We start from the raw sequence: 15,029 nt of genomic DNA, 5'->3' as shown, positions 1-15,029 counted from the left end.
TCAAGCCTTGTTATAGTTTCGTGCGCCAAAAATCGCGCTGCCGACGCGCACAATGGTTGCGCCTTCGAAGATCGCTGCCCGCATGTCGGCTGACATGCCCATCGACAGCGTATCGAGCGCCAGCCCGTCGGCCCGCAGTTGCTCGTACAACGTACGCAGGCGGGCGAAGGCCGCGCGCTGCTGCTCAAAGTCATCGGCCGGCTCGGGGATCGCCATCAGGCCGCGCAAAGTCAGGTTCGGTAACGCTGCGACCTTATGGGCCAGCTCCGCCACTTGTTCCGGGGCGATGCCGCTCTTGCTGGCCTCGCCGCTGATATTCACTTGCAGACAAATCTGCAGCGGCGCCATGCCTTCCGGCCGCTGCTCGGACAGCCGCTGCGCAATCTTCTCGCGCTCGACTGTGTGTACCCAGGCGAAGTTCTCCGCAATCGGGCGCGTTTTGTTGCTCTGGATCGGGCCGATGAAGTGCCACTCGAGCGCCGGAGCGCCGGCATCATTCAGTGCACGGATTTTATCCAGGCCTTCTTGCAGATAGTTCTCGCCAAACGCGCGCTGGCCCGCTTCTGCGGCCTCTTGCACCGCTTCCGGACCAAAGGTTTTGGACACGGCCAGCAGCTGCACCGACTCCGGCTGGCGGCCCGATTCTTGGACTGTGGCAACAATTGTCGCGGTGATTGCTTGCAAGTTCTGGCGGATCAGGGACATAATCAATGAGTAAAAAACGTTAAACCGGCCAATGGCGGCATCATTCAGCAGGGATTATAAATGGACATCTCCGAACTACTCGCATTCTCTGTCAAGAACAAAGCCTCGGACTTGCACCTGTCGGCCGGCCTGCCGCCGATGATACGGGTACACGGCGACGTACGCCGCATCAACCTGCCGCCGCTGGAGCACAAGGACGTGCACAGCATGATTTATGACATCATGAACGACGGCCAGCGCAAGGTGTACGAGGAGATGCTGGAGATCGACTTCTCGTTCGCGATTCCGGGACTGGCCCGCTTCCGCGTCAATGCCTACAACCAGGAGCGCGGGGCGTCGGCGGTGCTGCGGACCATTCCATCCAAGATCCTCAGCCTGGAAGACCTGAACGCGCCCAAGATTTTTGCCGAATTCGCGCTGAAGCCGCGCGGCCTGGTGCTGGTGACCGGCCCGACCGGCTCCGGCAAATCGACCACGCTGGCAGCGATGGTCAACCACCTCAACGAAAACGAGTACGGCCACATCCTGACGATTGAAGACCCGATCGAGTTTGTACACGAATCCAAGAAATGCCTGATCAACCAGCGTGAAGTCGGCCCGCACACACTGTCGTTCAACAACGCGCTGCGCTCGGCGCTGCGCGAAGACCCGGATGCGATTTTGGTGGGCGAGCTGCGCGACCTGGAAACCATCCGTTTGGCGCTGTCAGCGGCGGAAACCGGCCACCTGGTCTTCGGCACCCTGCACACCTCATCGGCGGCCAAGACCATCGACCGTATCGTCGACGTGTTCCCGGCCGATGAAAAGGAAATGGTCCGCGCCATGCTGTCCGAATCCTTGCAAGCCGTGATTTCCCAAACCCTGCTGAAAACCAAGGACGGCGCCGGCCGCGTGGCCGCGCACGAAATCATGGTAGCAACGCCGGCCATCCGCAACCTGATCCGCGAAGCCAAGATCGCGCAAATGTACTCGGCGATCCAGACCGGCAGCGGCGTCGGCATGCAGACGCTAGACCAGAACCTGACTGACCTGGTCCGCCGCAACATCATCAGCGCCGCCACCGCCCGCAACGCCGCCAAGACGCCGGACAACTTCCCAGGCTAAAACCCGGGGTCAGCTCTGTCAAATGGACAAAATGTCCATTTGACAGAGCTGACCCCGAATTGAAGGATTTAATATGGAACGCGACCAGGCCTCTAAATTCATGTTCGACCTGCTGCGCCTGATGCTGGCCAAGAAGGGTTCGGACTTGTTCATCACCGCCGGCTTCCCGCCTGCCATCAAGATCGATGGCAAGATGACGCCGGTATCGTCGCAGGTGCTGACCTCGGCCCACACGCTGGACCTGGCCCGTTCCATCATGAACGACAAGCAGGCTGCCAATTTCGAGCTGACCAAGGAAGCCAACTTCGCCATCAGCCCCGGCGATATCGGCCGCTTCCGGGTCTCCGCCTTCGTGCAGATGAGCTCAGTCGGCATGGTGCTGCGGACCATCACCTCGGAAATCCCGAAACTGGAAGACCTCGGTCTGCCTGAAGTACTGAAGGATGTGGTGATGTCCAAGCGCGGCCTGGTGATCATGGTCGGCGCCACCGGCTCCGGCAAATCGACCACGCTGGCCGCCATGCTGGGCTACCGCAACGAAAACAGCTACGGCCACATCATCACGATTGAAGATCCGGTGGAGTACGTCCACCCGCATAAGAATTGCATCGTCACCCAGCGCGAAGTCGGCGTCGATACCGAGGACTGGGCCGTAGCGCTGAAAAACACCCTGCGCCAGGCGCCGGACGTGATCCAGATCGGCGAGATCCGCGACCGCGAAACCATGGACCACGCCATCGCCTTCGCCGAAACCGGCCACCTGTGCCTGGCCACCCTGCACGCCAACAGTTCCAATCAGGCGCTGGACCGCATCATCAACTTCTTCCCGGAAGAGCGCCGCGCCCAGCTGTTGATGGACTTGTCGCTCAACCTGAAAGGCATGATTTCGCAGCGCCTGGTGCCTAAGAAGGAATCCAAGGGCCGCGCGGTCGCCATCGAAATCATGCTCAACTCACCGCTGATTTCCGACCTGATTTTCAAAGGCCAGGTGCACGAGATCAAAGAGCTGATGAAGAAATCCCGCGAGCTCGGCATGCAAACCTTCGACCAGTCCCTGTTCGATCTGCATGAAGCCGACCTCATCACCTACGAAGACGCCTTGCGCAACGCTGACTCCGTCAACGACCTGCGCCTGGCCATCAAGCTGGAAGGCAAGGCCGCGAAAAACCGCGACCTCTCCGCCGGCACCGAACATTTAGGCATCGTTTAATGACCACTATTTTCGATCTCTCCGCCGACAGCTTGTCCGGCCCATCCATCGACCTGGCCCAGTACAAGGGCAAAGTACTTTTAATCGTCAACACCGCCAGCAAGTGCGGCTTCACGCCGCAATACAAGGGACTGGAGGCGGTGTACCAGCAATTTAAAGACCGCGGTGTCGAAGTGCTGGGCTTCCCGTGCAACCAGTTCGGCGCGCAGGAGCCTGGTCAGGCCGAGGAAATCGGCGCCTTCTGCGAGAAGAACTACGGCGTCACTTTCCCGCTGTTTGCCAAGATCGACGTCAACGGCGCACAGGCCCACCCGCTGTTCCAGAAGCTGAAGAAGGACGCGCCCGGCATCCTCGGCACCGAACGCATCAAATGGAACTTCACTAAATTTCTGATCCGCAAGGACGGCACCGTCTATGACCGCTACGCTCCGGCCACCAAACCGGAGCAGCTGGTCGCGGACATTGAAAAACTGCTGGCCGAGTAATGCCCTTGCTGGGGAAGCTCATCTCGCCTTGGTTACGCATGGGGATGTATTCCCGGCTGTTCGTACCTATTTTTGTCATCATCGCGGTGGTGGTGGGCGTGCGATACCAGCTGTTGCTGGAGTCTGAAACCAGCTACGCCAACGCGCGCTACCAGAAGGATGCCGGCGAACTGGCCGCGCATTTGCGCAAGACCTTGCAACCGCCGCTGGCCACGCCGGACCGCGGCAGCATCGACGCCGCGCTCTCCTCTGCCTTACTGCTGAATGCCGACCTGGCGGCGGCGCGGCTCGATTATGCCGGCGGCCATCTGGAAGCCTTGCGCAACGCGCCGCCACAAGCGGCGTATCCGGCTTGGTTCACGCGCCTCAGTCCCATCGCCGCCATCAACCAGAATAGCCAGATCGGCAGCGCTACGCTGTCGCTGAGCTTTGAACCGACGCTGCCGCTGATGCAGGTGTGGCGCAATGTGCATCAGCAGGCAATGCTCTCGCTGGTCAACATCACCATCATCTACACGCTGCTGGGGATTATCATCTTCGCCAACAAGCGCATGCTGCGCCGGCTGGCCGACGCCACGCATCGCTTCCAACAGGGCGAGCACGATGTGCGCCTGCCGGTGCGCGGCACGCTGGAGGCGCGCATGCTGGCCTCCACCTTCAACAACATGGCGCAGCGCGTGCAGGCGCTGGTGCACAAGCTGCAGCAAAGCCAGGATGACCTGAGCGCGCAGTTGGCGCGCACCGTGCTGGCGCAAAAGCAGCTGCAAGTGGAGAAGGACCGTATCGAAGTCACGCTGACATCCATCGGCGATGCCGTCATCACCACCGACCTGACAGGCCGTATCGAAACCATCAACGAAGTGGCACAGCAGCTGACCGGCTGGGCAGGATCGCGCGCACGCGGCATGGAGCTGCACCAGGTGTTTGTGTTGGCGAATAACTTCGGCCAGCACTCGCTGCTCAAATCGATGAAGGCGATTTACGCCGGCGGCGAAGTAATCAAGGTGAGTAATCAAAGCCTGCGCAACCGCATGGGCCAGACGCGCACCGTGGAGTACACGGCCAACGCCATCCGCACGCCGCACGGCGAAGTGCAAGGCTCGGTGCTGGTGTTCCGCGACGTGACCGAGCGCCGCCAGTTGATACAGCAGATTTCGTGGCAGAGCAATCACGACATCCTCACCGGCCTGCCCAACCGCGCCGCACTGGCGCAGCGTTTCGAGCAGGAGGTCGCGCGGGCGCGCGAGCATAATTACCTGCTGGCCGTGTGCCTGTTCGACCTAGATCACTTCCAGCATGTGAACCAGTCGCTGGGCCAGGCCGTGGGCGACGAAATCCTCAAGCAGGCCGCCAGCCGCCTGCACGACTTTGCGGGCCAGCGTCACTACGTGGCGCGTTTGGGTGGCGATGAATTCGTGCTGCTGCTACCGGAGCTGGACAACCGCGCTGCCATCGACACCGCAATAGGTAATTTGATGGCCGACCTGGCGCGCGACTATCTCTGCGACGGCGATGCGGTGAGCATGTCGGCCAGCGTCGGCATCGCGGTCTACACCGGCAGCGACATCAGCGCCGACAGCCTGCTGCGCCACGCGGACCAGGCGCTGTACCAGGCCAAGATCACGGGCCGCAATCGCGCGCACTTCTTCGACGCCGATCTCGATGAACAAGTGCGCACGCACCACAACCGCCGCACCGAAGTGCGCAACGCGGTGCTGGCCAATGAGCTGGTGCTGTACTACCAGCCGAAGCTGGATATGCGCAAAGGCCGCATTATTGGCATGGAGGCGCTGCTGCGCTGGCAGCATCCGCAGCGCGGCATCATCGCGCCGGGCGAGTTCCTGCCCATCGTGGAGCACAGCGATGTGATTGTCGATATCGGCGAATGGGTGCTGCGCGAGGCGCTGCGCCAACTGCAATCGTGGCGCGCGTTCGACTCGCTCTGGGTGATCAGCGTGAACATCGCGGCGCGCCATTTCCAGCGCCATGATTTCGTCGCGCGGCTGACGGCGATACTGGCCGAATTCCCGGACGTGCCGCCGCATATGCTGGAGCTGGAGATCCTGGAATCGTCAGCGCTCAGCGATATCGCCCATGTACGCGGCATCATGCAGGATTGCCAGGCACTGGGCATCAGCTTTGCGCTCGATGATTTCGGCACCGGCTATTCGTCCATGTCTTACCTCAAGCGCCTGCCGGCCGATATCTTGAAGATCGATCAAAGCTTCGTGCGCAATATGCTGGTGGACCGCGACGACCTGCATCTGGTGAGCGCAGTCATCGGGCTGGCGCGCTCGTTCGGCTTGGGCGTGATTGCGGAAGGTGTGGAGACCATCGAACACGGCGCCATGCTGATGCGCCTTGGCTGCGACCTGGCGCAAGGCTACGGCATTGCCCGCCCGATGCCGGCGGATGACGTGCTGTCATGGGTCGCCAGCTTTAACACCGCCGCTGTGTGGCAAGCCGCCGCCAGTCTGCCGCCGATCACCAGCCTGCACGGCGAGCCAGCCGGCGGCACCGCGCAGATGGCCTTAATTTAAGGCGCGGTCTATCAGTTCGATCCAGTGCAGTACTGGTGTTTCGGTGCCAGACTGCAGGTGTGCGGTGCAGCCGACGTTGGCGGAGACGATGGTTTGTGCGCCGGTGTCTTCAAGATTGGCGAGCTTGCGGTCACGCAGTTGTAACGAGAGTTCTGGTTGCAGCAGCGAATAGCTGCCGGCCGAGCCGCAACACAAGTGGCTATCGGCGCACAGCACCACATCAACACCGACTGCACGCAATACGCCTTCGACTTTGCCGCGTATCTGCTGGCCATGCTGCAGCGTGCAGGGAGGATGATAGGCGACACGTCCTGTACTACTTGCACGTACGCGCTGCGCCAGTTCGGTCTCGAACTGCGGCATGATCTCGCTCAGGTCTTTAGTCAGCGCGGAGATGCGCGCGGCCTTCGCTGCGTATGCGCTGTCGTGCGCCAGCAGATGGCCGTACTCTTTCACCGTGACGCCGCAGCCTGATGCCGTCATGACGATGGCCTCGACCGCGCCGCCGTCCGGCTGCACGTAGGGCCACCACGCATCAATATTGCGGCGCATATCCTCCAACGCCGCATCCTGCTCGTTCATGTGATGTCGCAGCGCACCGCAGCAGCCGGCCTTTGGTGCGACGATCAGCTGCACGTCCAGCACATCCAGCACGCGCGCGGTGGCGGCGTTGATATTCGGCGCCATCGCTGGCTGCGCACAGCCTTCCAGCACCAGCATCTTGCGCGCATGCTCGCGCACCGGCCACACGCCTGCATTCTGACGCTTTGGTACCTTGTCCTGCAAGGCCGGCGACAGCAGCGGGCGGAAGATCTGCCCTGCCCTCAGCGCCGCGCCAAACAAGGTCTTGCGCGTTAAGCCTTCAATCAGCAGCTTGCGCTTGATGCGCTCACCCAGCGGCCTAGGCACACGCTCCTCCACCACCTTGCGGCCGATGTCCACCAGCCGGCCATACTTCACACCGGACGGACAGGTGGTCTCGCAGTTGCGGCAGGTGAGGCAGCGGTCGAGGTGCGTCTGCGTGCTGGTCGTGACCTCCGCGCCTTCCAGCACTTGCTTGATCAAATAAATGCGGCCGCGCGGGCCGTCCAGTTCATCGCCCAGCAACTGGTAAGTTGGGCAGGTCGCGGTGCAAAAACCACAGTGCACGCAGGTGCGCAGGATGGCATCGGCCTCTTCGCCTTCGCGCGTGTGCTTGATGAAGTCCGCAAAATTAGTTTGCATACATGCGCCCAGGATTGAAGATTCCCGCCGGATCAAACGACTGCTTGAGCCGCTCATGGATTTTCGCCACCGCCGGCGCCAGCGGATGGAACACGCCCACGCTCTTGTCACCGCCACGGAACAGTGTCGCATGACCGCCTGCTGCGGCGACGCTGCGGCGTATGGCTGCCGCACGCTCCGCGACGTCGGCCGCATCATCATCGACCTTGAGCCAGCGCTGTGCGCCGCCCCATTCGATCAACTGCTCGCCGCGCAAAATAATCGCACTGGCGTGCGACGGCACGGACATGCGCCACAAACTACCGCCATTGAAATATCCGTGCGTCTGGTCGCGCAAGGAGGCCCAGAACGCCGACGCTTCGTCACCGGCCAACGGCTGCCCGCCCAGTTTTCGCTGCGCCGCCTCCACTGCCGCATCCGCACCGGACAAGCGCAACGACAGCACGCCTTGATGCCAGCAGCTGGCTGATATCGGCAATGGCTGTCCGGCCCATTCATTGAGCCGCGTGAGCGCATCGATTTCGCTGATCTCAAATCGTATACTGGCTTCGCGCAGCGGCACCGGCAGCACCTTGAGCGACACTTCGAGTATCAGTCCCAGCGTACCGAGCGAACCAGCCAGCAGACGCGAGACATCATAGCCGGCCACATTCTTCATCACCTGCCCGCCGAAGCGCAGCACCTCGCCGCGTCCATCCATCAGCACCGCGCCGAGCACGAAATCACGTACCGCACCGGCGCTGGCGCGGCGTGGGCCAGACAGCGCGCTAGCCACCACACCGCCAATGGTCGAGCCTTGGTAGCGCGGCGGTTCAAACGCCAGCATCTGCTTGTGCTGCGCCAGCAGCGCCTCGATCTCCGCCAACGGCGTGCCGCAGCGCGCGGTAATCACCAGCTCCGTAGGCTCGTAAGACACAATGCCGCTGTTGATGCGCGTGTCGAGCACTTCGCCGTCCAGCGCCTGCCCGTACCAGTCCTTGGTCCCGCCGCCGCGTATGCGCAGCGGCGCCTTGGCGGTGCGAATGCGATCAGCAAATTCGTCGTAAATGGTCATCTTCAAAAACGAGGGAGGTTGGAGAACGGCAGCGCGCCACCGTTGACGTGCATCTTGCCGAATTCGGCGCAGCGGTTCAGCGTGGGAATCGCCTTGTCGGGATTGAGCAAGCCGACCGGATCGAAACTGCGCTTCACCGAGAAGAAGGCTTCCAGTTCGGCGGGTTTGAACTGCACGCACATGGAATTGATCTTCTCGATACCCACGCCATGCTCGCCGGTGATGGTGCCGCCGACTTCCACGCATAGCGCCAGGATCTCTGCGCCAAACGCCTCAGCGCGGTGAAACTCGTCCGGGATATTCGCATTGAACAGGATCAGCGGATGCAGGTTGCCGTCGCCCGCGTGGAACACGTTGGCGCAGCGCAGGCCGTACTTGCTTTCCATCGCCGCAATGCCCGCCAATACCTCGCCCAAACGCTTGCGCGGGATGGTGCCGTCCATGCAGTAGTAGTCCGGCGAGATGCGTCCCGCAGCAGGGAAGGCGTTCTTGCGGCCGGACCAGAATTTGAGGCGCTCCGCTTCCGACTGCGACACGGCAATCGCAATCGCGCCCGCCGTATGCAGCACCGCCGTCATGCGCGCGATGTCCTCTTCCACTTCCTCCATCGTTCCATCGGCTTCGCACAGCAGGATGGCGGCGGCTTCGGTGTCGTAGCCAGCTTTGACGAACGGCTCCACCATGCGCGAGGAAGTCTGGTCCATCATCTCCAGACCGGCGGGGATAATGCCCGCAGCGATCAGTGCCGCCACGGCATGACAGCCCTTCACCACTTCATCGAACGACGCCATGATCACACGCGCGGTAGCCGGCTTGGGCACCAGCTTCACCGTCACCTCGGTGACGATGCCCAGCATACCCTCGGAGCCGATGAACACCGACAGCAGATCCAGCCCCGCCGCATCCAGCGCCTCGCTGCCCAACTCCACCACCTCGCCATCTATCGTCACCATGCGCACACGCAGCACGTTATGCACCGTGAGGCCATACTTCAAACAATGCACACCGCCCGAGTTCTCGGCCACATTGCCGCCGATGGTGCAGGCAATCTGCGACGACGGATCCGGCGCATAGTACAAGCCATGCTGCGCGGCCGCTTCCGAAATCGCCAGGTTGCGCACGCCCGGCTGCACCACCGCCGTCCGCGAATACGCATCCATGCGCACGATGCGGTTGAGGCGTGCAGTCGACAGCACCACCCCATCCACAATCGGCATCGCACCGCCGGACAAACCAGTCCCCGCGCCGCGCGGCACCACCGGCACGCCAAGCTCTCTGCAGACATTAAGCACCGCGACAACTTGCGCCTCGCTATCCGGCAGCACCACTATCATCGGCAGCTGGCGATACGCGGCCAGGCCGTCGCACTCATACGGACGGGTATCCTCCACCGCCGACAACACAGCCCGCGCCGGCAGCACCTGCTGCAAAGCCGCCGCCACCTGCGCCCGCCGCGCGCCAAGATCAGTAACAGTGTTCATGGGATCGTGTACCTGAAAACACAGATTGAGACACGATTGTAAGCACAAACGCTGATTTGTTGTATTCTTTCGGGCGCAGCTACTTCAATGACTGGAACAAGAGTATGGAACACAATTTCGAACAGGCTTGGCTCCTGGCGCTGGAAGAACGGTTCGGCGTGCAGGCCAAGATCGGCCAGTTGGCGATGGATAACCGTCCGCGCATGCTGGTCTACTATTTTGAGGATTTCCCGGCCAAGGACATGACCACCGCCGTCACCGCCGGCCTGTCCAACGCCAACCACCCGAACTGGAAACACGGCAAGCCGGAACTGTGCTTTGCGCTGCACACCAAAGATCCGGGCTGGGGCAGCGCCGCCGCCTACATCGCGCAATCGTTCTTCAACGATAGCCCGTTCAATTACCAGGCCTCGTTCAAGATCGACCAGCCGATGTCGAAGGACAGCGCCATGAACGCCTGCTTCGTCTACCGCCCGCAGTTCATGAACGAAGAGCAGGTCAAATTCGAACTGCCGGACCGCACCATCTTCCTGGCCGGCCTGTTCCCGATGTATGACGAGGAAGTGCCGATGTACGAAACCAAGGGCATCGAAGAATTCTGGAACACGCCGGGCTTCGATGCGTACAACCCGCGCCGCGCCAGCATCGTACCGAAGGGCTGAATATCATGGGCAACCGACTCTCGAAAATCGCCACCCGCACCGGGGATGGCGGCACCACCGGCCTAGGTGATGGCAGCCGCACCGACAAGGACAGCGTGCGCATTGACTCCATCGGCGAGGTGGACGAACTGAATTCGCATATCGGCCTGCTGCTGTGCGAAGACATGCCGGCTGACCTGCGCGATGAACTGGTCACCATCCAGCACGATCTGTTCGACCTGGGCGGCGAGTTGTGCATCCCCGGTTACCAGATGATCAAGGAAGCGCACGTCGAACGCCTGGACACGCTGCTGGCGAAATACAACGCCACCCTGCCACCGCTGACGGAATTCATCCTGCCAGCCGGTTCGCGCGCAGCAGCACAGGCGCACGTGTGCCGCACCGTGTGCCGCCGCGCCGAACGCGCGATTGTCACGCTGGGCAAAGCGGAGACCATCCACGAGCATCCACGCCAGTACGTGAACCGTTTGTCGGATTTGCTGTTTGTGCTGTCGCGCGTGTTGAATCGCTACGCCGGCGGTAGCGACGTGCTGTGGCAGCACGAGCGCAAACGCGGCTAATCAATCATCAAACAGCCTTGCCATCCCTTGCGCCATGCTGAGGCGCGAGGCGCTGGCCGGGTAGGCGCTGCCCACCAACGCCGACTGTTCGCTATCCGCCAGCTTGCGGTAGAAACTCACCATATCGGTTGCCGCCCATCCGGCGCGGTGCGCCAGTACCATCCCCAGTTGATCGGCCTCGGATTCCTGCAGGCTGGATAATCCCGACAAACGGATTTGCAGCGACAGATCGCTGTCCAGGCGCGCCATCACCACTTCCAGCGGCACGGCCGGCAGGCGATTCAGCAGCATCGCTTCGGAAAAGGTTTCGCGCGGGTGTTCGGCCACCACGTGGGCCACTTCATGCGCCAGCAAGCTTGCCAGTTCGCCGTCAGTGAGCGCCAACTGGCGCACGAACGCGCTGCCGACCAGGATCTTCCCGCCGGCCATGCAGATGGCGTCGATATCCGGATCGCTGGTGGTGTGGACTTCCCATTGCCATTGCTCGGCCTCCGGTTTCAGCTCGATGGCGACGCGGATCAGCTCCGCGCTGATGTAGCGCAGCCGTGCCAGCAGCGCACGGTCCTCATCCAGCTTGCCGGCGGCCGCCAGGTCGACGGTGCGGTCGATGTAGCGCGCCTCCATGCCGGCATCCACTTCGTCCGCGCTGAACGCCATTTCCTGCGTCCGGCCGGACTCCGGCACTTGCGCGCAAGCCACACCGCAGACGACCAGCAAGATAGCGAAGGCATACATGGCGATATAAACGGCATAAACTGTTTATATCAATGTAGGACACGAAATAGGGACAAGCAAGAAAAAACCGCCCGAAGGCGGTTTTTTTAGGCGTTATTAACAACGAGTCGCGGCTCGTCGCCCGCATAACGCTGTTTGATCGACGCGGTAATGCCCGCTGCATCCAGCCCCACGCTGGCCAGCAGCTTGGCTGGGTCGCCATGGTCGATGAACTTGTCCGGCAGGCCAAGCATCAGCATTGGCTTGGCGATACCTGCCGCCGCCAGCGCTTCCGCCACGGCCGCGCCGGCGCCGCCCATGATGCAGCCCTCTTCCACCGTCACGAAGTAATCGTGGTCGGCGGCCAGTTGCTTGACCAGCTCCACGTCCAGCGGCTTCACGAAGCGCATATTGGCCACGGTGGCGTTCAGCGTTTCGCCGGCAGCTACCGCAGGCGCTACCATCGAGCCGAAGGCCAGGATGGCGATCTTCTGGCCGGTACGTTTAATTTCGCCCTTGCCGATTTCGATCGAAGTCAGTTCTTTCGCGATCGCCGCGCCCACGCCTGCACCGCGCGGATAGCGGATCGCTGCCGGGCCGTTGTAGTGGTAGCCGGTGGTCAGCATCTGGCGGCATTCGTTTTCGTCCGATGCCGCCATCACCACCATGTTCGGGATGCAGCGCAGGTAAGCCATATCGTAGTTACCGGCGTGAGTAGCGCCGTCCGCGCCCACCAAGCCTGCGCGATCCAGCGCAAAGGTCACGTCCAGGTTTTGCAGCGCCACGTCGTGGATCAGCTGATCGTAGCCGCGCTGCAGGAAGGTCGAGTAAATCGCCACCACCGGCTTCAGGCCTTCGCAGGCCAGGCCTGCGCCGAAGGTCACCGAGTGCTGCTCAGCGATGCCAACGTCGAAGTAACGGTCCGGATACTCCTGATCGAAGCGCACCATGCCCGAACCTTCACGCATGGCCGGCGTAATACCAACCAGCTTGTTGTCGGCGGCAGCCATGTCGCACAGCCAGTCACCGAATACTTCGGTGTAGGTTTTCTTCGACGGCGCGGCGGCAGGCTTGATGCCCTCTTCAGGATTGAACTTGCCGGTGCCGTGATACAGGATAGGCTCGGCCTCGGCCAGCTTGTAGCCCTGGCCCTTCTTGGTCACCACGTGCAGGAACTGCGGGCCTTTCAGCTGCTTGATGTTCTGCAGAGTTGGAATCAGCGAATCCAGGTCATGGCCGTCGATCGGGCCGATGTAATTGAAGCCGAATTCCTCAAACATGGTGGCCGGAACCACCATGCCTTTTGCGTGTTCTTCCAGCTTCTTCGCCAGTTCCAGCACGGGGCCCGGCAGCACGGATTTGCCAACGTTCTTGGCGGCGGCGTAGAACTGGCCGGACATCAAGCGCGCCAGATAGCGATTCAGCGCGCCCACTGGCGGCGAGATCGACATGTCGTTGTCGTTCAAGATTACCAGCAGGTTGACGTCTTCCTGCACACCGGCGTTGTTCAGCGCTTCGAACGCCATACCAGCGGTCATCGAACCGTCGCCGATGACGGCGATGGCGTGGCGATGCTCGCCCTTGATCTTGGCCGCTTGCGCCATGCCCAGCGCTGCCGAGATGGAAGTCGACGAGTGCGCGGTGCCGAAGGTGTCGTATTCCGATTCGTCGCGTTTCGGGAAGCCCGAGATGCCGTTCAACTGGCGCAGCGTGTGCATGCGGTCGCGGCGTCCGGTCAGGATCTTGTGCGAATAAGTCTGGTGGCCCACGTCCCACACAATGCGGTCGTGCGGCGTGTTGAACACGTAGTGCAGCGCCACAGTCAGTTCCACCGTGCCCAGATTGGACGACAGGTGGCCGCCGGTCTTCGACACGGAATCCAGCAGGTAGGAGCGCAATTCATGCGCCAGCGGCGTCAGTTGGCTGTACGACAGTTTGCGTACATCGGCCGGGGAGTCTATTTTTTCGAGCAAGTTCATTTAAGCCTTCCGCTGCACGATCAAATCCGCGAGTTCGCGTAATCGCAGAGCTTTTTCTCCAAACGGTGCGAGCGCTGCGTGCGCATCGAGCCGCAATTTTTCCGCCAGCGCGCGCGATGGTTCCAGGCCGAGGATAGACACATAGGTCGGCTTGTTATCGGCGGCGTCCTTGCCGGCGGTTTTGCCCAGCGTGGCCGAATCGGCCGTCGCGTCGAGCACATCGTCCACCACCTGGAACGCCAGGCCGATGGCGCGCGCGTAAACATTCAGCGCGTTCAATTCTTCTTCCGTCAAATCCTTGCCGGCCAGCGCGCCCAGTACCACGGATGCGCGCAGCAGTGCGCCGGTCTTCAGCTGGTGCATCTTCTCCAGCTGTTCCAGCGTCAGGCTGATGCCGACACTATCGAGGTCAATCGCCTGACCACCGCACATGCCGGCCGAACCGGAGGCGTGGGCCAGCAAACGCACCATCGCCAGCACGCGTGCCGGCGGAACCTGGTCCGCTGCCGACAGCACCATGAAGGCTTGCGATTGCAGCGCGTCACCGACCAGCAGCGCGGTTGCTTCATCGTAGGCCACGTGCACGGTTGGCTTACCGCGGCGCAGTTCATCGTCGTCCATGCACGGCATATCGTCGTGCACCAGCGAGTAGGCGTGGATCATTTCCACTGCGGCTGCCGCGCGGCTCAGGGTCGCCGCATCGGCGCCGAACAACGCACCGGCCGCGTACACCAGCAAAGGACGCACACGCTTGCCGCCGCCGAGCAGCGCATAGCGCATGGCTTCGTGCAGCTTGGTCGGGATAACGTCAGCGGCAGGCAGGAAACCGGATAAATCGTTTTCGGATCCGGCCTGCACGGTTTTCATCCAGTCGTCGAAGGCGGCGTTCATTGTTCGCCCTCGCCGGTGACTACGAAGGGTTTGAGCATCTCGCCTTCCAATACTTTGACTTGCGACTCCACCTTTTCCAGCTGGGCGGCGCAGAACTTCACCAGCTCGGAGCCGCGCGCATAGGCGGCGACCGAAGCTTCCAGTGGCAGTTGGCCCGCCTCCATTTGGGCGACCAGCTGCGCCAATTCAGCCATCGCCTCTTCAAACGAAGCGGGAGCGATGGCAGCGGCGGTCGCGTCAGCAGTTAATTTCTTAGACATAGTCACTCAGTTATCTTAGCCCGATATTTTAGAGCAAACCACCTGATCCGGTGGAACATTAGAGGCCAACCATGGATTTTATAGTAATTCGGGGTCAGGTCCGACATTCGGACACGGGCCCAGCCGTTGGCGAAGCTACGGCTGGGCCCGTGTCCGAATG

General features: G+C 61.8%; 14 protein-coding genes. 6 read left to right on the top strand and 8 right to left on the bottom strand.

Annotated features, from left to right (window positions below):
• On the bottom strand, positions 1-705 hold the full coding sequence (locus tag GTP46_RS03190; protein ID WP_161005178.1) for a YggS family pyridoxal phosphate-dependent enzyme: 705 nt from the start codon (positions 703-705) through the stop codon (positions 1-3).
• Positions 706-765: 60 nt separating this feature from the next.
• Between GTP46_RS03190 and GTP46_RS03185 the strand changes: the two genes are divergently transcribed.
• The 4 genes from GTP46_RS03185 to GTP46_RS03170 all read left to right on the top strand — a co-directional run bounded on the left by GTP46_RS03185 (position 766) and on the right by GTP46_RS03170 (position 6,044).
• On the top strand, positions 766-1,809 hold the full coding sequence (locus GTP46_RS03185; RefSeq protein WP_161005177.1) for a type IV pilus twitching motility protein PilT: 1,044 nt from the start codon (positions 766-768) through the stop codon (positions 1,807-1,809).
• A gap of 73 nt (positions 1,810-1,882) precedes the next feature.
• On the top strand, positions 1,883-3,019 hold the full coding sequence (locus GTP46_RS03180) for a PilT/PilU family type 4a pilus ATPase (protein WP_161005176.1): 1,137 nt from the start codon (positions 1,883-1,885) through the stop codon (positions 3,017-3,019).
• Positions 3,019-3,504, top strand: a complete 486-nt coding sequence (locus GTP46_RS03175) for a glutathione peroxidase (protein ID WP_161005175.1) — start codon at positions 3,019-3,021, stop codon at positions 3,502-3,504. Before GTP46_RS03180 ends, GTP46_RS03175 begins: the two co-directional genes overlap by 1 nt.
• A 38-nt stretch (positions 3,505-3,542) precedes the next feature.
• Positions 3,543-6,044: a putative bifunctional diguanylate cyclase/phosphodiesterase gene (locus GTP46_RS03170; protein ID WP_161005174.1), complete on the top strand. Its 2,502-nt coding sequence runs from the start codon at positions 3,543-3,545 to the stop codon at positions 6,042-6,044.
• Here the strand turns inward: GTP46_RS03170 and glcF are convergent.
• Genes glcF through GTP46_RS03155 form a run of 3 tightly spaced genes read right to left on the bottom strand, consistent with a single transcriptional unit; the run spans position 6,036 to position 9,803 of the window.
• Positions 6,036-7,268: a glycolate oxidase subunit GlcF gene (glcF, locus tag GTP46_RS03165; protein WP_161005173.1), complete on the bottom strand. Its 1,233-nt coding sequence runs from the start codon at positions 7,266-7,268 to the stop codon at positions 6,036-6,038. The two genes, GTP46_RS03170 and glcF, sit on opposite strands and share 9 nt — an antisense overlap.
• Complete coding sequence (gene glcE / locus GTP46_RS03160) at positions 7,258-8,322, bottom strand: glycolate oxidase subunit GlcE (RefSeq protein WP_161005172.1); 1,065 nt, start codon at positions 8,320-8,322, stop codon at positions 7,258-7,260. The genes glcF and glcE overlap by 11 nt, the downstream gene beginning before the upstream one ends.
• 2 nt (positions 8,323-8,324) lie before the next feature.
• Positions 8,325-9,803, bottom strand: coding sequence for an FAD-linked oxidase C-terminal domain-containing protein (locus GTP46_RS03155; RefSeq protein WP_161005171.1), 1,479 nt, complete (start codon positions 9,801-9,803; stop codon positions 8,325-8,327).
• 104 nt (positions 9,804-9,907) lie between these two features.
• On the opposite strand from GTP46_RS03155, the gene GTP46_RS03150 reads away from it, so the two are divergent.
• Entirely contained in the window at positions 9,908-10,465 is a 558-nt protein-coding gene (locus GTP46_RS03150; protein ID WP_161005170.1) for a suppressor of fused domain protein, read from the top strand.
• 5 nt (positions 10,466-10,470) lie between these two features.
• Positions 10,471-11,025, top strand: a complete 555-nt coding sequence (locus GTP46_RS03145) for a cob(I)yrinic acid a,c-diamide adenosyltransferase (RefSeq protein ID WP_161005169.1) — start codon at positions 10,471-10,473, stop codon at positions 11,023-11,025.
• On the opposite strand, the gene GTP46_RS03140 is transcribed toward GTP46_RS03145, so the two are convergent.
• The 4 genes from GTP46_RS03140 to GTP46_RS03125 form a co-directional block, all read right to left on the bottom strand.
• Complete coding sequence (locus GTP46_RS03140) at positions 11,026-11,760, bottom strand: M48 family metalloprotease (protein WP_161005168.1); 735 nt, start codon at positions 11,758-11,760, stop codon at positions 11,026-11,028.
• Between the two features lie 86 nt (positions 11,761-11,846).
• Entirely contained in the window at positions 11,847-13,718 is a 1,872-nt protein-coding gene (gene dxs / locus GTP46_RS03135; protein ID WP_161005167.1) for a 1-deoxy-D-xylulose-5-phosphate synthase, read from the bottom strand.
• On the bottom strand, positions 13,719-14,609 hold the full coding sequence (locus GTP46_RS03130; protein ID WP_161005166.1) for a polyprenyl synthetase family protein: 891 nt from the start codon (positions 14,607-14,609) through the stop codon (positions 13,719-13,721).
• On the bottom strand, positions 14,606-14,869 hold the full coding sequence (locus tag GTP46_RS03125) for an exodeoxyribonuclease VII small subunit (RefSeq protein ID WP_161005165.1): 264 nt from the start codon (positions 14,867-14,869) through the stop codon (positions 14,606-14,608). The genes GTP46_RS03130 and GTP46_RS03125 overlap by 4 nt, the downstream gene beginning before the upstream one ends.
• Positions 14,870-15,029: the final 160 nt, after the last annotated feature.

This window comes from Duganella flavida (assembly GCF_009857445.1).
Lineage (GTDB): Bacteria > Pseudomonadota > Gammaproteobacteria > Burkholderiales > Burkholderiaceae_D > Rugamonas > Rugamonas flavida.
This window is presented reverse-complemented; position numbering and strand designations above follow the sequence as displayed.